At 69.3% G+C, this 23,212-nt stretch carries 21 protein-coding genes; 7 read left to right on the forward strand and 14 right to left on the reverse strand.

Annotation, left to right across the window (positions count from 1 at the left end; genetic code table 11):
- Nucleotide 1 precedes the first annotated feature (1 nt).
- The 8 genes from AC3B6A_RS15290 to AC3B6A_RS15325 form a co-directional block, all read right to left on the reverse strand.
- On the reverse strand, nt 2-1,108 hold the full coding sequence (locus AC3B6A_RS15290; protein WP_488398057.1) for a 3,4-dihydroxy-2-butanone-4-phosphate synthase: 1,107 nt from the start codon (nt 1,106-1,108) through the stop codon (nt 2-4).
- Between the two features lie 10 nt (nt 1,109-1,118).
- Nucleotides 1,119-2,036, reverse strand: coding sequence for an alpha/beta hydrolase (locus tag AC3B6A_RS15295; RefSeq protein ID WP_488398058.1), 918 nt, complete (start codon nt 2,034-2,036; stop codon nt 1,119-1,121).
- 9 nt (nt 2,037-2,045) lie between these two features.
- The gene (locus AC3B6A_RS15300; RefSeq protein WP_488398059.1) at nt 2,046-2,876 is read right to left on the reverse strand and encodes an SDR family NAD(P)-dependent oxidoreductase; all 831 of its coding nucleotides are present in this window, start codon (nt 2,874-2,876) and stop codon (nt 2,046-2,048) included.
- A 209-nt stretch (nt 2,877-3,085) separates the two neighbouring features.
- Nucleotides 3,086-4,015, reverse strand: a complete 930-nt coding sequence (locus AC3B6A_RS15305; RefSeq protein ID WP_488398060.1) for a quinoprotein relay system zinc metallohydrolase 1 — start codon at nt 4,013-4,015, stop codon at nt 3,086-3,088.
- Nucleotides 4,016-4,041: 26 nt separating this feature from the next.
- Nucleotides 4,042-4,794 (reverse strand): quinoprotein dehydrogenase-associated SoxYZ-like carrier, encoded by a 753-nt coding sequence (locus AC3B6A_RS15310; RefSeq protein ID WP_488398061.1) that lies wholly within the window; start codon nt 4,792-4,794, stop codon nt 4,042-4,044.
- Nucleotides 4,795-4,801: 7 nt separating this feature from the next.
- On the reverse strand, nt 4,802-5,689 hold the full coding sequence (locus tag AC3B6A_RS15315; protein WP_488398062.1) for a substrate-binding periplasmic protein: 888 nt from the start codon (nt 5,687-5,689) through the stop codon (nt 4,802-4,804).
- A 5-nt stretch (nt 5,690-5,694) separates the two neighbouring features.
- Nucleotides 5,695-6,132 carry a cytochrome c-550 PedF gene (pedF, locus tag AC3B6A_RS15320; protein ID WP_488398063.1) on the reverse strand — a complete coding sequence of 146 codons (438 nt, stop codon included), beginning with the start codon at nt 6,130-6,132 and terminating at the stop codon, nt 5,695-5,697.
- Between the two features lie 848 nt (nt 6,133-6,980).
- Complete coding sequence (locus AC3B6A_RS15325; protein WP_488398064.1) at nt 6,981-7,139, reverse strand: hypothetical protein; 159 nt, start codon at nt 7,137-7,139, stop codon at nt 6,981-6,983.
- A gap of 157 nt (nt 7,140-7,296) precedes the next feature.
- On the opposite strand from AC3B6A_RS15325, the gene pedA1 reads away from it, so the two are divergent.
- The 7 genes from pedA1 to AC3B6A_RS15360 all read left to right on the forward strand — a co-directional run bounded on the left by pedA1 (nt 7,297) and on the right by AC3B6A_RS15360 (nt 13,416).
- On the forward strand, nt 7,297-8,499 hold the full coding sequence (gene pedA1, locus AC3B6A_RS15330) for a lanthanide ABC transporter ABC transporter substrate-binding protein PedA1 (protein WP_488398065.1): 1,203 nt from the start codon (nt 7,297-7,299) through the stop codon (nt 8,497-8,499).
- Nucleotides 8,500-8,525: 26 nt separating this feature from the next.
- Nucleotides 8,526-9,515, forward strand: a complete 990-nt coding sequence (locus tag AC3B6A_RS15335) for a YVTN family beta-propeller repeat protein (protein ID WP_488398066.1) — start codon at nt 8,526-8,528, stop codon at nt 9,513-9,515.
- On the forward strand, nt 9,512-10,273 hold the full coding sequence (pedB, locus tag AC3B6A_RS15340; RefSeq protein ID WP_488398067.1) for a lanthanide ABC transporter ATP-binding protein PedB/LutE: 762 nt from the start codon (nt 9,512-9,514) through the stop codon (nt 10,271-10,273). The genes AC3B6A_RS15335 and pedB overlap by 4 nt, the downstream gene beginning before the upstream one ends.
- Nucleotides 10,270-11,088, forward strand: a complete 819-nt coding sequence (gene pedC / locus AC3B6A_RS15345) for a lanthanide ABC transporter permease protein PedC (RefSeq protein WP_488398068.1) — start codon at nt 10,270-10,272, stop codon at nt 11,086-11,088. The genes pedB and pedC overlap by 4 nt, the downstream gene beginning before the upstream one ends.
- A 104-nt stretch (nt 11,089-11,192) precedes the next feature.
- Nucleotides 11,193-11,756, forward strand: a complete 564-nt coding sequence (locus AC3B6A_RS15350) for a PQQ-dependent catabolism-associated CXXCW motif protein (RefSeq protein WP_488398069.1) — start codon at nt 11,193-11,195, stop codon at nt 11,754-11,756.
- 67 nt (nt 11,757-11,823) lie between these two features.
- The gene (agmR, locus tag AC3B6A_RS15355) at nt 11,824-12,489 is read left to right on the forward strand and encodes a response regulator AgmR (protein ID WP_488398070.1); all 666 of its coding nucleotides are present in this window, start codon (nt 11,824-11,826) and stop codon (nt 12,487-12,489) included.
- Between the two features lie 66 nt (nt 12,490-12,555).
- Nucleotides 12,556-13,416 carry an EamA family transporter gene (locus AC3B6A_RS15360; protein ID WP_488398071.1) on the forward strand — a complete coding sequence of 287 codons (861 nt, stop codon included), beginning with the start codon at nt 12,556-12,558 and terminating at the stop codon, nt 13,414-13,416.
- A gap of 630 nt (nt 13,417-14,046) precedes the next feature.
- Here the strand turns inward: AC3B6A_RS15360 and nahK are convergent.
- The 6 genes from nahK to AC3B6A_RS15390 form a co-directional block, all read right to left on the reverse strand.
- On the reverse strand, nt 14,047-16,677 hold the full coding sequence (nahK, locus tag AC3B6A_RS15365; RefSeq protein WP_488398072.1) for a hybrid sensor histidine kinase/response regulator NahK/ErcS': 2,631 nt from the start codon (nt 16,675-16,677) through the stop codon (nt 14,047-14,049).
- Nucleotides 16,607-17,764 (reverse strand): nitric oxide-sensing protein NosP, encoded by a 1,158-nt coding sequence (nosP, locus tag AC3B6A_RS15370; protein WP_488398073.1) that lies wholly within the window; start codon nt 17,762-17,764, stop codon nt 16,607-16,609. The genes nahK and nosP overlap by 71 nt, the downstream gene beginning before the upstream one ends.
- A gap of 511 nt (nt 17,765-18,275) precedes the next feature.
- Nucleotides 18,276-19,403, reverse strand: coding sequence for an acyl-CoA dehydrogenase family protein (locus tag AC3B6A_RS15375; protein ID WP_488398074.1), 1,128 nt, complete (start codon nt 19,401-19,403; stop codon nt 18,276-18,278).
- Between the two features lie 10 nt (nt 19,404-19,413).
- Entirely contained in the window at nt 19,414-20,598 is a 1,185-nt protein-coding gene (locus AC3B6A_RS15380; RefSeq protein ID WP_488398075.1) for an acetyl-CoA C-acyltransferase, read from the reverse strand.
- A gap of 13 nt (nt 20,599-20,611) precedes the next feature.
- The gene (locus tag AC3B6A_RS15385) at nt 20,612-21,382 is read right to left on the reverse strand and encodes a 3-hydroxyacyl-CoA dehydrogenase (RefSeq protein WP_488398076.1); all 771 of its coding nucleotides are present in this window, start codon (nt 21,380-21,382) and stop codon (nt 20,612-20,614) included.
- Nucleotides 21,383-21,400: 18 nt separating this feature from the next.
- On the reverse strand, nt 21,401-23,065 hold the full coding sequence (locus AC3B6A_RS15390; protein ID WP_488398077.1) for an acyl-CoA synthetase: 1,665 nt from the start codon (nt 23,063-23,065) through the stop codon (nt 21,401-21,403).
- Between the last annotated feature and the right edge of the window lie 147 nt (nt 23,066-23,212).

The raw sequence follows: 23,212 nt of genomic DNA on the forward strand, positions 1-23,212 counted from the left end.
CTCAGGCCTCCTCGGGCTGGGTGAAGGGGACGAACTCAGCGACTTCCAGCTCGAAGCCCGAAACCGCCTTGTACGGTACCGGGAAGCTCATCAGGCGCATCTTGCGCACGCCCTGGTCGCGCAGGATCTGCGCACCGACGCCGAGGGTGCGCTGGGGAAATTTCGGCGCCTGTACTCCCGGCCCGCGCGCCAACTGGTCGAGGACGGCGCCCGCGCTTTCCTGCTGGGCCAGCAGCACCAGCACGCCGCTGCCTTCGGCGGCGATGCGCGCCAGGGAGCGCTCGAGGTTCCACTGCTGCGGCCCACGCGGCGGCTCGCCGGCGAGCAAGTCGCGCAGGGTCTCCACCGCCTGCACGCGGACCAGCGCAGGGCTGGCCGGATCGATCTGGCCACGCACCAGGGCGAGATGCAGCACGTCCTTGAAGGCATCGTGATAGGTGCACACACGGAACGGCCCGTGGCGCGTATCGATGCGGTACTCGGCGCCACGGGCGATGGTGCCTTCGTGGAGGATGCGGTGGTGGATGAGCTCGGCGATGCCGCCGATGGGCAGGCCGTGGCGCCGGGCGAAGTCGCGCAGAACGTCACCACGGGCATTCTCGCCGCTCTCGTCGAGGATGCCGGCGAGCAGCGCCGCCGGTTGCAGGCCGGCCAGCCGCGCCAGGTCGCAGGCCGCTTCGGCATGCCCGGCACGGCTCATCACGCCGCCAGGCATTGCTCGCAAGGGGAAAATGTGGCCGGGGCTGACCAGGTCGGCCGGGGCGCTGGCCGGGTCCACTGCAACCTGCACAGTGCGCGCGCGGTCAGCGGCGGAGATACCGGTGCTGATGCCCTGCGCAGCTTCGATGGAGACCGTGAAGTCGAGGCTATCGCCACGCGGGCTGTCGGTCATCGGACGCAGGCCGAGCGCCGCGCAGCGCTCGTTGGTCAGCGCCAGGCAAACCAGCCCGCGTGCCTCGACGGCGAAGAAGTTCAGCGCCGCGTCGTCAATGAATTCAGCGGCTTGTACCAGCATGCCGTCGCCGCCCTCCTCTTCGCCATCGACCAGCACCACCGGCCGTCCCCGGCGCAGCGCTTCGATCAGTTGCAGCGGGCTGTCCAGTGTCATGTCCGGCTCCTCAGCGCAGCACTTCGCGCAGCCAGGCCGCGGCGTCATCGAGATAGGCCTGCGCGCGTGGCGCGAACGGAGCGAAGCTGGCAAAGCCGTGCAGCATGCCTTCGGCGCGCACCAGCTCGACCTCCGCACCCGCTGCGCGTGCGCGTTCGGCGAAGGCTTCGCCTTCGTCGCGCAGCGGATCGCACTCGGCGCTCATCAGCAGGGTCGGCGGCAGAGCGCCAAGATCGTCGGCGTGCAGTGGCGAGGCCAGCACGTCCAGCGGCGCCGGCCACTGCCCCAGATACTGGCGCCAGAACCAGTGCATCATCGCCGCCTCGAGGAAGTGCCCGTTGGCGAACTCGCGGTATGAAGCGCTGCCGCAGGTCTGGTCAGTCACCGGATAGAGCAGGCACAGCGCGCTGGGCAACGGTCCGCCGCGGTGCTGCAACAGACGCGCAGCGGCGATGGCCAGGTTGCCGCCGGCGCTGTCGCCAGCCAGGGCCAGGCGCGAGGCATCCACGCCCAGTTCGGCGGCGCGCGCCACCAGTTCGCCCACGGCCTGGCAGCAGTCATTGGGTGCTGCCGGGAAAGGAGCTTCCGGCGCCAGCCGATACCCCACCGACACCACCGTGGCGCCACTGCCCAGGGCGATACGCCGGCACAGGTCGTCGTGGGTCTCGATGTTGCCGGCAACGAACCCGCCGCCGTGGAAGAACACCAGCAGCGGCAGGCCATTCTCGGCGCTCGGACGATACAGCCGCGCCGGCAGGTCGGCGACCACGCGCAGTTCGCGCACTTCGGCCATCGCCAACTGTTCGCCGGCAGCCAGCCCCTGGTCGGCGATGCTGCGGTAGGTGGCGGCGTCGAGCCCCTGGAAGTCCAGGGCGAACGCCCCGGCGAACTGTTCCAGCAACGCCCGCATGTGAGGATCGAGTGCCATGTTCGCTCCTTATAGGTCGACCATCATGTAGTCCGGGGTGACCGGGGTGGTCTCGTCGAGGATGCTTTGCGTGCGAGCCTGCAGCGCCGGCTTGAACGCCGGGTGAGGGAGAATCCAGAAGCGCTTCTGCTCGATGGCGTCGAACACCAGTTCGGCCAGTTCGTCGGCTGGCATGCCGTCACGGCGGATGCTCTGCTCCAACTGCGTACCAAGGGCGGAACCGGCGCCGCTGCCGGTCTGGTCGGAAGCCATGATGCTGGTGGCCACCGGCCCCGGGCAGAGCACCGACACGGTGATGGGCGCTCCGAGGGACGTCAGTTCCTGGTGCAGCACTTCGGACAGTGCCACCACCGCCTGCTTGGTGACCGTGTAGGCGGCCAGGAACGGGCTGGGAAGCAGCCCGGCCAGGGAAGCGGTGTTGACGATATGGGCGGGCGTGCCCTGGGCCAGTAGCGTCGGTACGAAGGCCCGCAGGCCATGGGTGACGCCCAGCAGGTTGATGTCCAACATGCGCCGCCACTGAGCCTCGCTCAGTTCCCAGCTGGCACCTGTCTGCATGACGCCGGCATTGTTGAACAGCAGGTCGACAGCACCGAAGCGCGCCAGGGTGGCGTCGCGAAGGGCCATCAGGTCCTGCTCGCGGCTCACGTCGGTGACCTGCGCCAGCACCTCGCAGCCTTGCGCGGCCAGCCGCCCTGCCAGTTCCTCAAGGCCGCTGCGATCGCGGTCGGCCAGCACCAGGCGCAGCCCCAGCTGCGCCGCGTGTTGCGCCAGGCCCAGGCCGATGCCGCTCGCCGCTCCCGTGATGACCGCCACGCGGCCTGTTTGTTGCTCACTCATAGGACCACCGCTTTTCGTTTTCAGGTTGGATAAGCGATGGCAGTTACGCATTTGCCCGGACCTGAGATCATCGTCCGAGAGGACTAGGTGTGATCTCTAGGTCCCGCAACGATCAGGGCGGAGCGGCGGTCAGCAAAACCGCTCCGGGCGGCCCCCTCGCCTTTCGGGAGAGGGTTGGCGTGACGGGATGCCCGACCTCCGCGGAAAACCTACTGCTCGTCCACGCGCGGCAGGGCCTTCTGCTCATAGCGCGGATAGAGGTGGCTGACGCTGCGGATCAGTTCGTAGCGTGTCAGGCTGACGCCGGCGAAGCGTTCGGGGATGGGTGTGCGCAGCAGGTCGTTCATGTCCGCGCCCTGGGCGATGCCGTCGCGCATCACGCCGTCGAGCCAGCCGAGGTAGTCGCGCATCTGGGCGAAGGGCGCGGCGTCGGTGGCGATCGGGCCGTGGCCGGGGACGATGAGCTTCCACGGCAGTTGCTGCAGCGTATCCAGGTCCGCCAGCCAGACGTCCAGGCCGGGGCTGTTGGGCGTGGTCAGTGCGCGCTGGTAGAACACGATGTCGCCGGCGAACAGCACGCCGGTGGTCTCGTCGAGGATCGCCAGGTCCGCGCTGGTGTGGCCGCGCAGGCCGACCAGGCGGAAGCGGTGGCTGCCGATCTGCAATTCGCCCGGCTCCACCGTCTGCGTCGGCAGCACCACCTCGGTGCCGCGCATCCAGTCGCCGACCAGGCGGTACATGTTCTCCGCCATGGCGTTGCCCTGCTCCTTGAGCAGTTTGCCGGTGCCGGCCAGGGCGCCGATGGGCACGTCGCTGAAGGCCTGGTTGCCCAGCACGTGGTCCGGGTGATGGTGGGTCAGCAGCACGCGCTTCACCGGCTTGCCGGTGGTCTGCCGGATCAGCGCGCGCAGCGCCTCCCCGTAGAGCCGCGAGGGGCCGGTGTCGATCACCAGCACGCCGTCGCCGGTGTCGATGAAGGCGACATTGACGATGGCGCCGCCATTGTCCTTGCCGAAGTTGTCGGTACTGCCTTCCACCAGCCAGGTGCCGTCGGCGATCCGCCTGGGTTGGAGGTGGTACTGCAGGTCGGCCAGTGCCGGCAGGCACAGGCACGCGAGGGCGATCAGGAGGAAACGCATGGGCACCTCGTTAGCGCAGTGCGATGTCAGCGCAGAGCGGCCTGGAATTCGTTGCCGTTGTTGTCGTGCAGCCAGAGTTCGGTGTGCGGATGGCCGCGTACCTGGAAGGTGAAGGTCGGGTTCTCGCTCACCGCTGGGAACAGCTCCAGGCGCGCCAGCACTTCCCCGCCCGGCGCGCGCAGCTCGGCGCGGTCGAGGTAGAACTCGGGGATGCCGCCGACCAGGCCGTTGTCCATCGGGTGCGACACCGACAGGCGCACGCGGCTGTATTCGCCCCGGGGATAGGACTCGCCGTGGACCTGGCCGAGCCGGTCTTCCCAGCCCGGCTGCGCGCGCACCACGCTGGGTGCGGTGCAGCCGCCGCCGGCGGCGTCGATCCAGGCCGAGCCGACGTGCCACACGCCCTTCTCGTCGCGCAGCGCGGCGCGGATCGGCGTGGCCTGCTCGATGCGGATGCGCACCGCCAGCAGCGGCTCCAGGTGCTCGCCCGGATAGAGCGTCAGTACATGGGGAATCGGGTTCAGCTCGGCCCACAGCAGCAGGCGGTCGAAGCGCCCGGGCAGCGCGCGGGCGTCGACTTCCACCGGCACCTGCCGGGAGTCCTCGGCGAACGGCGGCACGCCCAGCTTCACCCGCTCGTCGAAGACGAAGGGCTCGCCGTTGAGCAGGCGCTTGTGGTGGTACTCCCACATCACCGAGGGCATCGGGTCGCCCTCCACCGCCGCCGCCAGCAGCGGCAGCGCGCACAGCCCGAGCAACAGATGGCGTCTGTGCATCATGTCTCCCTCATTGCACGTCCTGATAAAGCCCCGGCAGTTCGTAGCGCACGCCGTAGGCCGCGTAGAGCTTTTCCAGCTCGCCGCTGCGCACCAGTTCCTCCAGTTCGCCGTCGATGGCGTTGGAGAGCTGGCGGTTGCTTTCGTGCACCGCCATGCCGATGTCCCACTCCGGCTGGCCGAGGTTGGGGTAGGTGTTCTCGGCGTTCTTCAGGTGCTCGTCGGCGGCCTGGGCGCGCATCCAGTCGAGTTCGCCGCGCAGGGCCATCACCGCGTCCACCTTGCCCGCGCGCATGCCGTCGAAGGCCGCCTGGGTGCTGGGGAAGTGCACGGTCATGCGGCTGAGCTGGCCGCCCAGCACCGAGGTCAGGTAGAAGGACGGCACGCTGTCCAGCTCGACGCCGATGCGGTGCTCGCGGAACGCGGCGATGGTGTCCACCTGCGGCAGCCGGCGGTCATCGTTGACCACCTGCCAGCGCTCGCGCTGGTAGGGGCCGAACATTGCCACCTGGGCGTTGGCGAACTCGCCGACATCGTTGCGCCGGTTGGCGTATTCGCGGTCGTAGGGCACGCGCAGCATGACGTCGGCGACCACGCCGGGGCGCAGGTAATGGCCCTTCCAGATGAAGTTGCGCAGGTCGTCGTCCAGGCGCTCGCCGGGGGTCACCCAGAGGAATTCCGCGCGCATGCCCAGGCCGCTGGCCAGGCGCGTCGCAAGGTCGATGTCGATGCCGCGCGGCTGCCCGTCCTGCATGAAGCTGTAGGGCGGGAAATTCTCGTATACGGCGACCCGCAGCACGCCGCTGGCGACCATGTCCTCGTAGGGGCGGACCTGGGCCTGCGCCTGCCCCAGCAGCAGGCACAGGAGCAGGCCGAACAGCAGGCTGGGCAGGCGCATGGCGGTCACTCTTCCACGTGCACGCTGTCCAGGTAGGTGCGGATCGCCCAGAGGCCTTCCTGGCTGATGTAGTCGGCCATCTTCGGCATGTACACGGCGCCGTCGCGCACCGCGCCGTTGATCACCCGCTCCTTGAACCACTCGTCACCCTCGGCGCCGACGTCGAGCATGCGCAGGTCGGGAGCGATGCCGCCGGACTTGGCTTCCAGGCCGTGGCAGCGCGCGCAGTTCTGGTTGTAGGCCGAGGAGCCGATTTCCACGGCCTTGGCGTGGTTGGCGTAGGGTTCGCGGTAGGGGTTGGTGTCGCGCCATTCCTTGCCCAGAGGTTCCAGCCCCGTGGTGTCCACTGCCTGGGGCGTCACATTGCCGTGGGACAGGGCCAGACCCGAGACACTCAGGCCAGCCACTAACAGCAGGCCGCACAGCACGTTCTTGTTGTTCATCACTTCATCCTCATCGAGATGCTTGGCAAGGCTCGGCGCCGGGGACGGCGGCCGTGATGAGGATGGTAAGAACGCCCGGGCGTGGGCCGAATCCTGCTTTGGGTGCTGGCGTCTAGTTCCTTCGTACTAGGGCGGTGGTAGGCGTGGCTGAATCTCTGGCGGCGAGCTGCTTTTTGTACGGTGTTCATGCGCCGCTTCGGCGTGTGCTGAGAGATTTGGTTTCGCCCCCTCGGGCGACCTACTTTGTCAAACGCCACAAAGTAGGCAAAGGTCTATGCCCCGACATCCGGGTCTTCGCTTCGCTCAGACTTCCCTCCTTCCGGTATTGCTCCGAGGGTCGGCTTGCAAGGGCCGTCCCTGGCCCTTCAAGCCTCTCGCGGCATCCATGCCGCTCGCCCCTCTGCGCAATACCTCCACTCGGCCTCCTGACGGGACCCTGCGCGCGCCGGATGTTTCGGTGTGACAGGCAGAGCCGGAGCTGAAGGATTTGCACTTCGTAGGATGGCGTGGAGCGAAGCGATACCCATCAGGGGATAACGCTGCGCGTTATCCACCCTACGAAGAGCAAAAGCATCGCGGACGAAGTCCGCTCCTACGGTGGGATCAGCTTTTGTAGGAGAGACGGGGGCGCCTAGCCTCCGTCCGCGATCGGACCCGGTTCGCGATTTGATCGACGATCTGCGCCAAGGTGCTTTTCGTAGGAGCGGACCTTGTCCGCGATCGGCCCCGATCAAGAGCTTCGCGGACAAGGGCTAGGCGCCCCCGTCTCTCCTACAAAAGCGATCGTGCCCGCCGCGCCTGCAGCAGCGAGCTTGCTCGCGAACCGGGCGCTAAAGCCGTGTGTCCGCCTAAGGCCCCCGGCGACAGCTGAGGATGCAACCCATGGGCGCGGCCGGCGCATGCAGTTCGACCGGCGCCGGGTAGCTGTTGCGGGCGTAGAGGAAATCGAAGCCGAGCAGGCTGAGCATCAGCAGGATCGGCAGGACGAGAGTGACGGCGATACGCATGGCGACGTTTCTCTTTCTGGTTCTTGTAGCGCCATCCTAGGACGCGGGCGCGGCGCGCAACCTACTACCTTGGTACTGCCCCATCGGTACTTTCTGCATATTTGCCGCACCCCGGGCGATTCCTATGCTGGCCGCACAACAAAAATAGGAGTCGCCCATGCGCCAGTTCGTATTGCACGGCGTGGCCTGCCTGCTCGCGGTTGCCTGCGCCGCCCTGCCCGCCCCCGGCGCCCGTGCCGAGGATGCCCCCACGCTGGACGTACGCATCGGCTACCTGGGCTACACCCCCGACCCCGGCCCGCTGCTCTCCAACGTCATCCCCGAACCCACCGACGCCGGCCTGCGCGGCGCCGAGCTGGCGATCACCGACAGCAACAGCACCGGGCGCTTCCTCAAGCAGCGCTACAGCCTCGAAGCCGCCAGCACCGACAGCCCGGACAAGCTGCTCGCCGAAGCCCATCGCCTGCACGACGCCGGCCTGCGCCTGTTCGTGGTCAACGCCCCGGCCGACAGCCTGCGCCAGCTCGCCGCCGTGCTGCCGGACAGCCTGCTGTTCAACGCCGGCGCCGCCGATGACGAGCTGCGCGCCAGCCAGTGCGCGGCGAACGTGCTGCACACCCTGCCCAGCCGGCTGATGCTGACCGACGCCCTGACCCAGTTCCTGGTCCTGCGCAAGTGGATGCGCTGGCTGCTGATCGTCGGCCAGCGCCCGGAAGACGCCGCCTATGCCAACGCCCTGCGCCGCTCGGCGAAGCGCTTCGGGGCGAAGATCGTCGACGAGAAGGCGTTCACCTTCGCCAACGACCAGCGCCGCAGCGCCCAGGCCGACATGCCGCTGTTCACCCAGTCCAGCGAGGACTACGACGCCGTGCTGGTGGCCGATGTGCACGGCGACTTCGGCGAATACGTGCCCTACAACACCTGGCTGCCGCGCCCGGTGGCCGGCACCCAGGGGCTGGTCGCCACCGGCTGGCACAAGACCGTCGAGACCTACGGCGCCGCCCAGTTGCAGAAGCGCTTCGAGGAGCACGCCGGGCGCTGGATGAACGACCGCGACTTCGCCGCCTGGATCGCCGTGCGCAGCATCGCCAGCGCGGTGAGCCGCCTGCGCGCCGCCGACCCCGTGGCGATCCGCAGGCTGTCCCTGTCGCCCGACCTGCCGCTGGACGGCTTCAAGGGCTACAAGCTCGGCTTCCGCCCCTGGGACGGCCAGCTGCGCCAGCCGATCCCGCTGGTGCAGCCGCGCGCCCTGATCAGCACCTCGCCGCAGGAAGGCTTCCTGCACCCCTCCAGCGAACTCGACAGCCTCGGCCTCGACGCACCGGAAAGCCAGTGCCACCTCGCCGACGCCCAGCCCTGAGAAGATTGTCCATGAGGACTCCGCCGATGCCCCGCCGCACGCTCCCCCATCCGCCCCTGCTGGCCCTCGCCTGCCTCGGCGCCGCGCTCTACCTGGCGCCGCCGGCCTTCGCCGCCACCGCCTACGTGTCCAACGAGAAGGACAACAACCTCAGCGTCATCGACCTGGACAGCATGACCGTCACCGGCACCCTCGACACCGGCAAGCGCCCGCGCGGCCTGGCGCTGTCCCACGACAACACGCTGCTGTACATCTGCGCGAGCGACTCCGACACCGTGCAGGTGATGGACCTGGCCACCCGCCAGATCATCAGGCAGCTGCCCTCCGGCGCCGACCCCGAGCAGTTCGCCCTGCACCCCAACGACCGCTGGCTGTACATCTCCAACGAGGACGACGCGCTGGTGACGGTGGTCGACACCCAGAGCGCCCAGGTGCTCGGGCAGATCGACGTCGGCGTCGAGCCCGAGGGCATGGCGGTGAGCCCGGACGGCAAGTGGGCGGTGAACACCAGCGAGACCACCAACATGCTGCACTGGATCGACACCCAGGCCCAGACGCTGGTGGACAGCACCCTGGTCGACCAGCGCCCACGGCATGCGGAATTCACCCACGACGGCTCGCAGGTCTGGGTCTCGGCGGAGATCGGCGGCACCGTCAGCGTGGTCGACGTCGCCGGCCGCAGGATCCTCAAGACCCTGCGCTTCGCCATCCCCGGCGTGCACCCGGACAAGGTGCAGCCGGTGGGCGTGAAGCTGACCGCCGACGGCAAGACCGCCTTCGTCGCCCTCGGCCCGGCCAACCATGTGGCGGTGGTCGACGCGAAGACCTTCGAGGTCCTCGACTACCTGCTGGTGGGCCGCCGCGTCTGGCACCTGGCGTTCACCCCGGACGAGAAAAGCCTGCTGGCCACCAACGGCGTCAGCGGCGACGTCTCGGTGATCGACGTGGATTCGCGCAAGGTCACCAAGTCGATCAAGGTCGGCCGCTATCCCTGGGGCGTGGTGGTGACGCCATGAACACACCGACCCCGAACCCACCGGCCAGCGATGCCCTGGCCGTCCGCGACCTGAGCTTCGCCTACGGCCCGCGCCGCGCCCTCGACGGCCTGGACTTCGCGCTGCCGGCCGGGCGCTTCACCGCGTTGCTGGGGCCCAACGGCGCCGGCAAGTCCACCCTGGTCGCCCTGCTCACCCGCCTCTACGACCTGCAGCAGGGCGAGATCGAGGTGCTCGGCTGCAGCCTGCGCCGGCAGCCGCGCCTGGCGCTGCGCCAGCTCGGCGTGGTGTTCCAGCAGAGCACCCTGGACCTGGACCTGAGCGTGGAGCAGAACCTGCGCTACCACGCCGCCCTGCACGGCCTGCCGCGCAGCGTGGCGAACGAGCGGATCGACAGCGAACTGGCCCGCCAGCAGTTGCAGGAGCGCCGCCGCGACAAGGTCCGCGCGCTCAACGGCGGCCACCGCCGGCGGGTGGAGATCGCCCGCGCGCTGCTGCACCGCCCGCGCCTGCTGCTGCTCGACGAGGCCAGCGTCGGCCTCGACCCGGCGGCGCGCCAGGCGCTCAACGAACACGTGCGCAAGCTGTGCCGGGAAGACGGCCTGGCGGTGCTCTGGACCACCCACCTGCTGGACGAGGTACGCGCCGAGGACGCGCTGCTGGTGCTCGATCGCGGGCGTCTGGTCGCGCGCGGCGAGGCGCGGGACATCTGCGCAGCGGACGCCGGCAGCCTGGAACGCGCCTTCGAGCGCCTGACCCGCCTGGAGGCCTGCGCATGAGCGCCCTGGAAACCCCGCGCTTCGGCCCGGCCGCCTACTGGCAGTGCCTGCGCGGCATCGTCGTGCGCGAGTGGCTGCGCTTCGTCCTGCAGCGCTCGCGCTTCCTCAGCGCCCTGGTGCGGCCGCTGCTCTGGCTGCTGGTGTTCGCCGCCGGTTTCCGCGCCGCGCTGGGCATCTCGATCATCGAGCCGTACGACACCTACGTCACCTACGAGACCTACATCGTGCCGGGGCTGTGCTGCATGATCCTGCTGTTCAACGGCATGCAGGGCTCGCTGTCGATGGTCTACGACCGCGAGATGGGCAGCATGCGCGTGCTGCTCACCAGCCCGCTGCCGCGCGCCTTCCTGCTGGCCAGCAAGCTGCTGGCCACCGCGCTGGTATCGCTGCTGCAGGTCTACGCCTTCCTCGCCATCGCCTGGCTGTACGGCGTGCGGCCGCCGGCCACGGGCCTGCTGCTGGCCCTGCCGGCGCTGCTGCTGGCGGCGCTGATGCTGGGCGCGCTGGGGCTGCTGCTGTCCAACGGCATCCGCCAGCTGGAGAACTTCGCCGGGGTGATGAATTTCGTGATCTTCCCGCTGTTCTTCCTCTCCTCCGCGCTCTACCCGCTGTGGAAGATGCGCGAGGCCAGCCTGTGGCTGTACTGGCTGTGCGCGCTGAACCCGTTCAGCCATGCCGTGGAGCTGGTGCGCTTCGCCCTCTACGAGCGCTTCAACCCGCTGGCGGCGGGCGTCTGCCTGGGGCTGACGCTGCTCTTCGCCGGCCTCGCGGTGCTGACCTTCAACCCCCAGCACGCCGCGCTGCGCAAGGGCTGAAACCTACTACTTTGGTACCGCTTCGCCCCTCCGGACGTCGAATTTCCAAAGTCACGCTCCTGTCATGTAATGGCCGACACAAGAAGAACGACAGAGATACCGCCATGTCTCGCCTTGCCACTGCACTAAACGGCTGCCTGTCCGCGTGCCTGCTCGGGCTGCTGCTCGCCACCCCGGCCACGCGGGCCGAGGACGCGCCGCTGTTCTCCGCCGACGGCTACCGCCTGACCCAATACCGCAGCCCGACGCCTGCGTCCGCCGACCACGCCACCACCCTCGACACCCCCGCCCTGCAGGCGCTGCTCGAGCGCGAGCCGCAGACCCGGCTGGTGGACGTGTACCGCCGCACCTGGCTGAACGGCCAGTTCATCGAAGACGAGAAGCACCGCAACCTGCCCGGCAGCCTGTGGCTGGCCAACACCGGCAACGGCGTGCTGGAGCCCCGGTGGCAGGCCTACTTCGAACGGAACCTCGCCCGCCTGACCGAGGGTGACGCCAGGCGCCCGCTGGTGTTCTACTGCCGCTCGGACTGCTGGCTGAGCTGGAACGCCATCCGCCGCGCACATGCGCTGGGCTACGCCAGCCTCTACTGGTACCGTGACGGTATCGACGCCTGGGAACAGGCAGGACTGCCCCTGCAGGACGCCCAGCCGCAACCGTTCCAGTGACCGGCGAGCGCCCACCGCCCGCTGTTCGCCGCTCGTCACCCATAATGACAATAACGAGGTGTAGGCCATGTACAAGATCCTGATCGCCGACGACCACCCGCTGTTCCGCGAGGCCATCCACAACGTCATCGCCGACGGATTCCCCGGCAGCGAGGTGATGGAGACCGCCGACCTCGACAGCGCCCTGGGCCTGACCCAGGAGCACGACGATCTCGACCTTATCCTGCTCGACCTGAACATGCCCGGCATGCACGGCCTGAACGGCCTGATGAGCCTGCGCAACGAGGCGCCGACCATCCCCGTGGTGATCGTCTCCGCCGAGCAGGACAAGCAGGTGGTGCTGCAGGCCATCACCTACGGCGCCGTGGGCTTCATCACCAAGTCCTCGCCGCGGGCGCAGATGACCGAAGCCATCGAGCAGATCCTCAACGGCAACGTCTACCTGCCCTCGGACATCATCCGCACCCAGAAGAGCTCGCCGCGCCGCGCCAGCCACGAGGAACACAGCATCCCCTCGGAGCTGCTGCAGGCGCTGACGCGCAAGCAGCTGCTGGTGCTAGAACGGATGACCAAGGGCGAGTCGAACAAGCAGATCGCCTACAACCTGGAAATCGCCGAGACCACGGTGAAGGCCCACGTCTCGGCGATCCTGCACAAGCTCAAGGTGCACAACCGGGTGCAGGCCATCCTCAGCGCCAGCGATATCGACTTCACCGCCTACCTGCGCCGCTGAAGTGCGCGTGGCGCTGATCCTTCCTGACAGATTCGTGCTGCCGGGACCGCTACCGGGAACCCCTCGATGCCCTCCACCCGCACCCTGAGCCTCACCGCCCTGGCGATGCTCGCCTTCGCCGGGAACTCGATCCTCTGCCGCCTCGCCCTGAAGGCCACCAGCATCGACGCGGTGGGCTTCACCGGCATCCGCATCCTCTCCGGCGCGCTGGTGCTCGGCCTGCTGCTGAAACTGCGCGGCCGCGCCGCCAGCCAGGGCGGCAACTGGCGCGCGGCGGCGGCGCTGTTCGTCTACGCCGCGGCCTTCTCCTACGCCTACGTGCAGCTCGACGCCGGCACCGGCGCCCTGCTGCTGTTCGGCGCGGTGCAGGTGACCATGATCCTCGCCGGCATGCTGCGCGGCGAACGCCTGCACGGCCAGGCGCTGGCCGGCTTCCTGCTGGCCCTCGGCGGGCTGCTTGCCCAGCTGCTGCCCAGCGCCAGCGCGCCGCCGCTGGCCGGGGCGCTGCTGATGCTGCTGTCGGGCGTGGCATGGGGCCTGTACTCGCTGCTCGGCCGCAGCGGCAGCGATCCGCTGGCGATCAGCGCCGGCAACTTCGTCCGCGCCATCGCCTTCGCCGCGCTGCTGGCGCTGGTCTTCCACGCCGACCTGCGGCTGGACACGTCCGGGGGGATCTACGCCGTGCTGTCCGGCGCGGTGGCCTCGGGCATCGGCTACGCCATCTGGTACAGCGCGCTGCCGGGGCTGTCGGCGATCCAGGGCGCCTCGGTGCAGCTGAGCGTGCCGATCCTCGCCGCCCTCGCCGGCGCCGCCCTGCTCGGCGAGGCGATCAGCCTGCGCCTGGCGCTGGTGTCGCTGGCGGTGCTGGGCGGGATCGCGCTGATCCTGCTGGCCAAGGTCCGCGCCCCCGCGGCCCAACGCGCCTGACGGACCGGTTTTCGTAGGAGCGAGCTTGCTCGCGAACCGGGGCCCCGCAGCGGGGATTGTTCGCGAGCAAGCTCGCTCCTACCAGCCACCCGGAGCTTCGGCGCGTGCCCGTTCCCCTCTCCCTCTGAGTGCACGCTGCCGCTCCGACTTCTCACGCATCACCAACGCTTTCGTAGGAGCGGAGCTTCTCCGCGAAACCGGCCGACAGGCCGGCGGTTGGAAGAGGCACCGCTTTCGCGGTGATCGCGGAGAAGCTCCGCTCCTACAGAAACGACGCACGCCAATGCCGATTTGTAGGATGGCGTGGAGCGCAGCGATACCCATCGATGATCGTGCAGGCCATGTCGATGGGTATCGCAAGCTCCACCCATCCTACGGCGCCACCAACGCTTTCGTAGGAGCGGAGCTTCTCCGCGAAACCGGCCGACAGGCCGGCGGTTGGAAGAGGCACCGCTTTCGCGGTGATCGCGGAGAAGCTCCGCTCCTACGGAAACGACGCACGCCAATGCCGATCTGTAGGATGGCGTGGAGCGCAGCGATACCCATCGATGATCGTGCAGGCCATGTCGATGGGTATCACAAGCTCCACCCATCCTACGGCGCCGCCAAAGGCAGCCCCCTGGCGCCGGCTCAGTCGGCGCGATCCAGCAGGTGGCAGAGCGCGGTCTTCAGCTTCATCGGCCGCACCGGCTTGTGCATCAGCGTGTGGCCCAGCTCGCGGACCTGCTGCTTGAGCTCGTTGCTGTAGTTGGCGGTGATCATCAGCGCCGGTAGCGGCGTGCCGCGGCGGGCGTTGATCGAGGCGACGGCGTCGACCCCGTTGCAGCCGTCGTCCAGGTGGTAGTCGACGATCAGCAGGTCGGATTCGGCGTGGAAGTTGTCCACCTGGCGCGCCAGGTCCTCCTCCGACAGCGCCGTCACCACCCGGCAACCCCAGGCTTCCAGCAGGGTGCGCATGCCGGCGCAGATGGCGGCGTCGTTGTCCAGCACCCACACCCGCGAGCCGCGCAGGCGCTCCACCAGCTGTTCGGCCTGCTGCACCGGCTCCGGCCGCGCCCGCGCCGCGCCGCGCGCCAGCGGCACCTCGACGGCGAAGCGCGAGCCCTTGCCCGGCACCGAGCTGACCTGGATGCGGTGGCCGAGCATGCGCGCGATCTTCTCGACGATCGCCAGCCCCAGGCCGAGGCCGCGGTCCTGGTTCGAGCGCTGGGTGTCGCCGCGCTTGAACTCCTGGAAGATCTCGCCGAGCTTGTCGGCGGGGATGCCGACGCCGGTGTCCCAGACCTCGATCCACAGGCTCTGCCGGCGCCGCCGGCAGCCCAGCAGCACGCGCCCGCTGGGGGTGTAGCGGATGGCGTTGGACAGCAGGTTGCGCAGGATCCGCGCGAGCAGTTGCAGGTCGCTGCGCACCGGCGCGTCGCAGGCCACGAAGTCCAGCCGCAGGCATTCGCTGGCCGCCACCTGACTGTATTCGGCGGCGAGGTTGCCGAGCAGTTCGCCGACGGCGAAGGCGCTGATGTCCGGCTTGATCACCCCGGCGTCGAGCTTGGAGATGTCCACCAGGGTGCCGAGCAGGTTCTCCACGTCCTCCAGCGAGTGGCTGATGTTGCGCACCAGGCCGTCGCCGGCGCCGCGCTCCTGCAGCGCGCTGGTGAACAGCCGCGCGGCGTTCAGCGGTTGCAGCAGGTCGTGGCTGACCGCGGCGAGGAACTTGGTCTTCGACAGGTTGGCCTGCTCGGCCTCGCGCTTGGCCTCGCGCAGGCGCGCCTCGACCTGGCTGCGCTCGTCGATCTCGCGCTTGAGCTGGTCGTTCAGGCTGGTCAGCTCGGCGGTGCGCTCGCGCACCCGCTGTTCCAGGTTCTGGTAGGCCTGGTGCAGCGCCTCGGCGGTGCGCCGGCGTTCGGTGATGTCGCGGATCAGCACGAACAGGCCGGCGATCTGGCCGTTGGCCTGGCGGTTGGGCACGTAGGAGCGCTGCATGTAGCGCTCCTGCCCGGCAAGGTTGGTCTCGGCGATCTCGAAGGTCACGCTCTCGCCGGACAGCGCCCGCTCGAAATACGGCTCCAGGCGCTGGCAGTGCTCGGCGCTGTGCACGTCGCGCAGGCTGCGGCCGAGCATCGAGCCGCTGGGCCAGCGGTACCACTGCTCGTAGACCTTGTTGGTGAATTCGTAGTTGAGGTCGGCGCTCAGGTAGGCGATCAGCGCCGGCACCTGGTCGGTGATCAGGCGGATCCAGCGCTCGCTCTCGCGCAGCGCCTCGGCATGGCGGTAGCGCTCGGTGATGTCGGTGAAGGTGTTGACGAAGCCGCCGGTGGGCAGCGCGTGGGTGCGGATTTCCAGCATGCGGCCGTCGAACAGGCGCTGCTCCAGCAGCGCCAGCGGGGTGCCGTCGGCGGTGCGGCTGCGCGGAGTCAGCAGCGGCAGGCCGCTCTCGGCCATGACGTCGGCGAACGGCCGGTGCGCGCCGATCGGCGCCAGCCCGCAGAGTTCGAGGAAGCGCCGGTTCCACAGCTCCAGCGCGCCCTCGGCGCCGACCATCGCCACGCCCTGGGACAGGTTGTCCACGGCGCGCTGCAGCAGGTGCGACTTCTGCGCCACCGCCTGCTCGCGGCGGGCGGTCTCGCTGAGCTTGATCTCGGTGATGTCGGAATAGAGCACCACCAGGCCGCCGTCGCGGGTCGGCCGTTCGCTCATGCGCACCCAGCGGTCGTCGCGCAGGCGGTAGAGGGTGTGTTCGTCGGCGCTGCTGTTCTGTTCCTCGACGATCAGCCCGCTGCTCTGCGCCAGGCGGCGCACCTCGGCCAGGTGCATGCCGGCGCACAGGCGCGCGCGGGTCGGCGCCCACAGCGCGCGGAAGCGTTCGTTGAACAGCACGATGCGCTGCTGCGGGTCGAACAGCACGAAGGCCTCGGAAATGCTCTCGATGGCATCGAGCAGGTGCTGGTGCGCGGTCTCGGCGCGCAGCCGCGCGTCACTGAGCAGCTGGTTGCTCGACTTCAGCTCGGCCATGGCCTGGCTCAGCGCATCGGTGCGCTCGCGAACCTGCTCGGCGAGCACCACCGAATGCTCGAAGGCGCCATAGGCATCGTCGCCGCGCGAGGCGCCGGACTCGACCCGCTCGATCAGCGCGGCGTTGATGCGCTGCAGCTTGTAGCGCTCGCGCTCCAGCTCGGCGATGCGCGCGCGCAGCTCAGCCGGCGACTCCGCCACGGGGGCGTCCAATGGCGACCCCGGTGAAGGTCTGGTTGATGTGCATGCCATTGAATTGCTCTCCGTAGGTGTTGAAGCCGATCACCTGCTGGCGGCGGAGGAACTCGGAGGTCGCCGCGGTGCTGCCGGCGGCTTCCAGTTCCAGGCGGCGCAGGAAGCAGTCGCAACCGATGGTCAGCAGCGGCGGGCCGAGGCGCTCGTGCAGGCGCTCGAACTGCGCCTGCAGGTTGGGCAGCAGCGGCCCGGTGCTCATGGCGGTGAGGACGATGCCGTTCTCCACCGCGCAGTAGAAGGTCAGGCTGAGGTCGTCGTGGACCTGCTGGATCGCGCGCACGTAGTACTGGTCCCTGATGCGCACCGCCAGCGGGTGGGCGGAGAACAGCTCGAAGCTCAGCGCCTGCGGCGGCACGCCGATCAGCCGCGCGTACTCCAGCGCCGCCGGCTCCGCGTTGAGTTCGTGGACGCGGCGGCCGGCGCTGTCGGCGCTCGTCACCACCAGCTTCTCGCCGCGCGGCACCACGTGGTGGGTGGTGAACACCTCGAAATCGAGCCAGGTGTTGAACAGCAGCACCACGGCGGCGCGGGTGTGGAACTGGCCCTGGTAGTAGACGTGGGTGTGGGTCAGGTGGTTGTCGTCGCCGGCCGAGCCGCCGAAGTGCGGGATGGCGCCGAGCGCCGCGCTGAGCGCCGCCAGCACCACCTCCTCGCGGCTGGAGAGGCCGTCGAACAGGGACAGGACGAAGCTGTGGCCCTTGATCGGCGCCAGCTCGGCGCTGCGGCAGCCGGCCACCAGGCCTTCCACCAGTTGCTGGGCGTCGATCAGGCTGAAGCGCTCCATCTCGTCGATCAGCGCGCTGGCCACCGCGAAGCTGCGCACGTCGAAGCCCACCGCACTGACGCAGCCGCGCCCGTAGCCCAGCGGGGTGATCTCGCCGGCGGTGGTGCAGCCGACCAGTTCGATGCCGCCGAAGTATTGTTCCAGCGCGGCGGCCAGGGCCGGCAGGTCGTACTCGGCGGAGCAGAAGAACAGCACGAAGCCCAGGTGCGGGTGGATCAGCTGGCGCGCCAGGTCCTGGGCCACCGCCTCCGACTCGCGGGCACTGGACATGCCGCGAACGACTCCTTGTGTTTCGTGCATGCTGCGCGCCCGGGTGAGGATATCGACGCTGGCATTCTACGAAGGCCGGGGCGGTGTCCCCATGCTACTTGGGTCGCGCCGGGCACCTCCGAAAGTAGCGGGTGGACGGGTGAGCACGGGGCGCTGCGGCCATCCGGCGATGGGTATCGCTTCGCTCCACGCCATCCTACGAAGTGCCCCTCCTGCGGGACAAGTCCGGCGCCCTGCTCTCGTAGGAGCGGAGCTTCTCCGCGAAATCCCGGCGCAGCCGGGACGGCCGGTGGCACCGGACGCCGGCCTGGCGGCCGGATCGCGGATAAGATCCGCTCCTACAAGAGCGCCGCGTGCCGAGGGCGGGGCGCGTCGTTCCGCACCACCCGCTCCTGCCGGGGGAGTCCGACGAGCTGCTTTCGTAGGAGCGGAGCTTCTCCGCGAAATCCCGGCGAAGCCGGGACGGTCGGTGGCACCAGACGCCGGCCTGGCGGCCGGATCGCGGATGAGATCCGCTCCTGCAAGAGCACCGCGTGCCGGCTTACAGGCTGCGGGCGATCACCAGGCGCTGCACGTCGCTGGTGCCTTCGTAGATCTGGCACACGCGCACGTCGCGGTAGATGCGTTCCACCGGGAAGTCCTGCAGGTAGCCGTAGCCGCCCAGGGTCTGGATCGCCGCCGAGCACACGCGCTCGGCCATTTCCGAGGCGAACAGCTTGGCCATCGAGGCTTCGGTCAGGCACGGCAGGCCGGCTTCGCGCAGGCTGGCGGCGTGGTGGACCATCTGCCGGGCCACGGCGATTTCGGTGGCCATATCGCTCAGGCGGAAGGCCACCGCCTGGTGCTGGATGATCGGCTTGCCGAAGGTCTCGCGCTCGTGGGCGTAGTCGCGGGCGTATTCGAACGCCGCGCGGGCCATGCCGACGGCCTGGGAGGCGATGCCGATGCGCCCGCCTTCGAGATTCGCCAGGGCGATGGCGTAGCCCTGCCCCTCCTCGCCCAGCCGGTAGCTGGCCGGGATGCGCACGTCGTCGAAGGCGATCTGGCAGGTGTCCGAGGCGTGCTGGCCGAGCTTGTCCTCGACGCGCACCACGCGGTAGCCGGGGGTGTCGGTGGGCACGATGAAGGCGCTGATGCCCTTCTTGCCCGCCGCCGCGTCGGTCACCGCGAAGACGATCACCACCCCGGCGTGGCTGCCGGAGGTGATGAACTGCTTGCTGCCGTTCAGCACGTAGTGGTCGCCGTCGCGGCGCGCGCGGGTCTTCAGGAAGCTGGCGTCGGAGCCGGCTTGCGGCTCGGTCAGGGCGAAGGCGCCGATCATCTCGCCACGCGCCAGGGGCATCAGGAAGCGGCGCTTCTGCTCATCGTTGCCGAACTTGGCGATGGGCATGCAGCCCACCGAGTTGTGCACGCTCATGATGGTCGAGCAGGCGCCGTCGCCGGCGGCGATCTCTTCCAGCGCCATGGCGTAGGCCAGGTGGCCGGTCTGCGCGCCGCCCCACTCCTCCGCCACCAGCATGCCGAGGAAGCCGAGGTCGGCCATTTCCTTCAGCGCCTCGGCCGGGAAGCGGTGCTCGCGGTCCCACTCGGCGGCGAAGGGCTTCAGCCGTTCCTGGGCGAACTGGCGGGCAACGTCGCGGATCTGGATGTCTTCTTCACTGGGAATCATGCTTCGCTCCTTACGCCAGGCGCTCGACCGCGATGGCCGTGGCTTCGCCGCCGCCGATGCACACCGCGGCGACGCCGCGCTTGAGGTCGTACTGCCTGAGCGCCGACAGCAGGGTCACGATGATCCGCGCGCCGGACGCGCCGATCGGGTGGCCGAGGGCGCAGGCGCCGCCGTGGACGTTGATCTTGTCGTGGGGGATGTCCAGCTCGCGCATGGCGGCCATGGCGACCACCGCGAAGGCTTCGTTGACCTCGAACAGGTCGACATCGCCCAGCGCCCAGCCGGTGCGTTGCAGCAGGCGCTTCACCGCGCCCACCGGGGCGGTCGGGAACAGGTTCGGCGCGTCGGCGAAGGAGGCGTGGCCACGGATCGCCGCCAGCGGGGTCAGGCCGCGCTTCTCGGCTTCGGACAGGCGCATCAGCACCAGCGCGGCGGCGCCGTCGGAGATGGAGCTTGAGTTGGCGGCCGTGACGCTGCCACCGTCGCGGAACGCCGGTTTCAGGGTCGGGATCTTGTCCAGCCTGGCTTTCGGCGGCTGCTCGTCCTGGCCGATTTCTCGGGTCTCCTTGCCGGCCTTGACCGTCACCGGGACGATCTCGTCGGCGAAGCGGCCGTCGCTCATGGCCTTCTGCGCGCGGGTCAGCGAGGCGATGGCGTAGTCGTCCTGCTGCTCGCGGGTGAAGCCGAATTTCTCGGCGCAGTCCTCGGCGAAGGTACCCATCAGGCGGCCCTTGTCGTAGGCGTCTTCGAGGCCGTCGAGGAACATGTGGTCGAGCACCCGGCCGTGGCCCATGCGGTAGCCGCTGCGGGCGCGCTCCAGCAGGTACGGCGCGTTGGACATGCTCTCCATGCCGCCGGCCAGGGCCACGCGGGCGCTGCCGGCGAGCAGCGCGTCATGGACCATCATGGTGGCCTTCATGCCCGAGCCGCACATCTTGTTCACCGTGGAGCACGGCGTGCCGCGCGCCAGGCCCGCGCCCAGCACGGCCTGGCGCGCCGGCGCCTGGCCCTGGCCGGCGGAGAGCACGCAGCCGAGCACGGCGTCGTCCACTTCTTCCGCGCCCAGGCGGGCGCGCTCGACGGCGGCGCGGATGGCGGCCGCGCCGAGGGTGGCGGCGCTGGCGTCCTTGAAGTCGCCGAGGAAGCCGCCCATGGGGGTGCGGACGGCGCTGACGATGACGATGGGATCATTCATGGCTCTGCTCCTGTTACTTCGCGTTCATGCGGATGGCGCCGTCGAGACGGATCACCTCGCCGTTGAGCATGCTGTTCTCGATGATGTGGCGGGCCAGCGCGGCGTATTCGTCCGGGCGGCCCAGGCGCGGCGGGAACGGCACGCTGGCGCCGAGGGAGTCGCGCACTTCCTGGGGCATGGCGGCCATCATCGGCGTCTCGAAGATGCCGGGGGCGATGGTCATCACGCGGATGCCCGAGCGCGCCAGTTCGCGGGCGATCGGCAGGGTCATGCCGACCACGCCGCTCTTCGAGGCGGAGTACGCGGCCTGGCCGATCTGCCCGTCGAAGGCGGCCACCGAGGCGGTGTTGATGATGATGCCGCGCTCGCCGCCGGCGTCCGGCTCGTTCTTCGCCATGGCGTCGGCGGCCAGGCGCAGCATGTTGAAGGTGCCGATCAGGTTGATGCCGATGGTGCGGGTGAAGCTCTCCAGGGCATGTACGCCGTTGCGGCCGATGACCTTCTCGGCAGGCGCCACGCCGGCGCAGTTGGCCAGCCCGTGTAGTGCGCCGAAGGCGTCCAGCGCGGTCTGCACGGCGGCCTGGCCGTCGGCCTCGCTGCACACGTCGGTGCGCACGAAGCGCGCGTTGGCCTCGCCCAGCTCGGTAGCCTGCGCGGCGCCGGCTTCGGCGTTGATGTCGGCCAGCACCACCTTGGCGCCGGCGCTCACCAGCAGCTTCGCGGTGGCCGCGCCCAGGCCGGAGCCGCCGCCGGTGATGAGGAATACCTTGTTCTGGATCTGCATGGAGTCTCTCCGCTGAAGTCAGTGGGCAGCCGATCGCTCGGCTGCTTCGCGTTGCTTGGCGATCTCCTGGTTGCGCAGGAGGAAGCGCTGGATCTTGCCGCTGGGGGTCTTGGGCAGTTCGTCGACGAACTCCACTTCCCGCGGGTAGCTGTGCGCCGACAGACGCTTGCGCACGTACTGTTGTAGTTCCTCGGCCAGCTCCGTGCTCGGCCGGTAGGTCGAACCGAGCACCACGAAGGCCTTGACCAGTTCGGTGCGCTCCGGGTCGGGCTTGCCGATCACCGCCGCCTCGACCACCGCCGGGTGCTCGATCAGCGCGCTTTCCACGTCGAACGGGCCGACCCGGTAGCCGGAGGTGGTGATCAGGTCGTCGGCGCGGCCGACGAAGCTGATGCTGCCGTCCGCGTTCAGTTCCACGGTGTCGCCGCTCAGGTAGTAGTCGCCGACGAAGGCCTTGGTTTCCATGCCCTGGTAGCCGGCGAACCACATCAGCGGCGACTGGCGGCGGTCCATGGCGAGGATGCCGGGCTGGCCGGCGGGCAGCTCGGCGCCCTGCTCGTCCAGCACCACCACGCGGTGGCCGGGGATGGAGAAGCCGGCCGCACCCAGGTGCACCGGATGCTCCAGCGCGTGGTGGTTGGCCAGCACCATGCCCAGCTCGGTCTGCCCGTAGTGGTCGTGGATGGTCACGCCCAGGTGCTCGGCGAACCAGCGGATCACCTCCGGGGTCAGCGGCTCGCCGGCGCTGCTGACGGCGCGCAGGCGGCCCTTGAGCGGTTTGGACACCGCCTCGCCGGCGGCGATCAGCAGGCGGTACGCGGTGGGCGAGCCGGCCAGGTTGGTGATGCCGTACTTGCGCACGATGCGGCAGGTGCTTTCCACCGTGAACGCGCCTTCGTAGAAGGTGGTCGGGTGGCCCATGGCCAGCGGGCCGGTGACGCCGTAGTACAGCCCGTAGGCCCAGCCCGGGTCGGCGAGGTTCCAGAAGGAGTCCTCGGGACGCAGGTCCACCGCCTCGCGCAGGTAGCCGACGAAGGCGACGATGGCCTTCAGCGGCACCGCCAGCGGCTTAGCCAGCCCGGTGGTGCCGGAGGTGAACATCAGCAGGAAGGGGTCTTCGCCGCTGCGCATGACCGGTTCGAAGTCCGCCGGATGGCGCTCCAGTTCGGCCCAGAAGCTGTAGTCGCCGTGGCGGATGCCCTGCCCCTTCGGCCCGCCGACCGTCACTTGCGTGGGCGCGTCCGGCACGTCGTCGAGCTTGCCGCGGTTGGCGCCGTCGGTGACCACCACCTTGCTGCCGGCCAGTTTCACCCGGTGCTCGATGGCTTTCGGCCCGAAGGCGGTGAACAGCGGCTGGTAGACCGCGCCCAGGCGCCAGGTGCCGAGCACGGTGATCAGCAGTTCCGGGGTGCGCGGCAGCATGCCGGAGACGACGTCGCCGGGGCGCACGCCGAGGCCGTGCAGGAAGCTGGCGAAGCGGCCGGAAAGTTCCTTGAGCTGAGTGAAGGTGTAGGAGGCGCTGTCGCCGTCCTTGCCCTCCCAGAACAGCGCGACACGGCCGGGAATGGCGTGGCGGTCGCAGCATTCGACGCAGGCGTTGAGGGCGTCGAGGTTGCCGGCCAGGGTGGCGTCGGCGGTGGTGCGGTAGTCGAACTCGGCCGTGGCGGCGGTATGGGAACGCATCGCAGGACTCCTGGGTTGTTCTTGTGTGGAGTCCCCTGATATTCCCGCCGCCGTGGGGCGCGGGCAATGTCGAAAGCCGCCAATCTGGATGAGCGGATTGGACAGCTCCGGCTGCGTGGCAGATGGCTTTTCGTAGGAGCGGATCTT

This window comes from Pseudomonas sp. B12(2026) (assembly GCF_057767015.1).

What these genes read in the sequence shown, in the direction of transcription:
- AC3B6A_RS15290 (WP_488398057.1), bottom strand. Translation starts at nt 1,108, where the DNA reads ATGACACTGGACAGCCCGCTGCAACTGATCGAAGCGCTGCGCCGGGGA.
- AC3B6A_RS15295 (WP_488398058.1), bottom strand. Translation starts at nt 2,036, where the DNA reads ATGGCACTCGATCCTCACATGCGGGCGTTGCTGGAACAGTTCGCCGGG.
- AC3B6A_RS15300 (WP_488398059.1), bottom strand. Translation starts at nt 2,876, where the DNA reads ATGAGTGAGCAACAAACAGGCCGCGTGGCGGTCATCACGGGAGCGGCG.
- AC3B6A_RS15305 (WP_488398060.1), bottom strand. Translation starts at nt 4,015, where the DNA reads ATGCGTTTCCTCCTGATCGCCCTCGCGTGCCTGTGCCTGCCGGCACTG.
- AC3B6A_RS15310 (WP_488398061.1), bottom strand. Translation starts at nt 4,794, where the DNA reads ATGATGCACAGACGCCATCTGTTGCTCGGGCTGTGCGCGCTGCCGCTG.
- AC3B6A_RS15315 (WP_488398062.1), bottom strand. Translation starts at nt 5,689, where the DNA reads ATGCGCCTGCCCAGCCTGCTGTTCGGCCTGCTCCTGTGCCTGCTGCTG.
- pedF (WP_488398063.1), bottom strand. Translation starts at nt 6,132, where the DNA reads ATGAACAACAAGAACGTGCTGTGCGGCCTGCTGTTAGTGGCTGGCCTG.
- AC3B6A_RS15325 (WP_488398064.1), bottom strand. Translation starts at nt 7,139, where the DNA reads ATGCGTATCGCCGTCACTCTCGTCCTGCCGATCCTGCTGATGCTCAGC.
- pedA1 (WP_488398065.1), top strand. Translation starts at nt 7,297, where the DNA reads ATGCGCCAGTTCGTATTGCACGGCGTGGCCTGCCTGCTCGCGGTTGCC.
- AC3B6A_RS15335 (WP_488398066.1), top strand. Translation starts at nt 8,526, where the DNA reads ATGCCCCGCCGCACGCTCCCCCATCCGCCCCTGCTGGCCCTCGCCTGC.
- pedB (WP_488398067.1), top strand. Translation starts at nt 9,512, where the DNA reads ATGAACACACCGACCCCGAACCCACCGGCCAGCGATGCCCTGGCCGTC.
- pedC (WP_488398068.1), top strand. Translation starts at nt 10,270, where the DNA reads ATGAGCGCCCTGGAAACCCCGCGCTTCGGCCCGGCCGCCTACTGGCAG.
- AC3B6A_RS15350 (WP_488398069.1), top strand. Translation starts at nt 11,193, where the DNA reads ATGTCTCGCCTTGCCACTGCACTAAACGGCTGCCTGTCCGCGTGCCTG.
- agmR (WP_488398070.1), top strand. Translation starts at nt 11,824, where the DNA reads ATGTACAAGATCCTGATCGCCGACGACCACCCGCTGTTCCGCGAGGCC.
- AC3B6A_RS15360 (WP_488398071.1), top strand. Translation starts at nt 12,556, where the DNA reads ATGCCCTCCACCCGCACCCTGAGCCTCACCGCCCTGGCGATGCTCGCC.
- nahK (WP_488398072.1), bottom strand. Translation starts at nt 16,677, where the DNA reads ATGGCATGCACATCAACCAGACCTTCACCGGGGTCGCCATTGGACGCC.
- nosP (WP_488398073.1), bottom strand. Translation starts at nt 17,764, where the DNA reads ATGCACGAAACACAAGGAGTCGTTCGCGGCATGTCCAGTGCCCGCGAG.
- AC3B6A_RS15375 (WP_488398074.1), bottom strand. Translation starts at nt 19,403, where the DNA reads ATGATTCCCAGTGAAGAAGACATCCAGATCCGCGACGTTGCCCGCCAG.
- AC3B6A_RS15380 (WP_488398075.1), bottom strand. Translation starts at nt 20,598, where the DNA reads ATGAATGATCCCATCGTCATCGTCAGCGCCGTCCGCACCCCCATGGGC.
- AC3B6A_RS15385 (WP_488398076.1), bottom strand. Translation starts at nt 21,382, where the DNA reads ATGCAGATCCAGAACAAGGTATTCCTCATCACCGGCGGCGGCTCCGGC.
- AC3B6A_RS15390 (WP_488398077.1), bottom strand. Translation starts at nt 23,065, where the DNA reads ATGCGTTCCCATACCGCCGCCACGGCCGAGTTCGACTACCGCACCACC.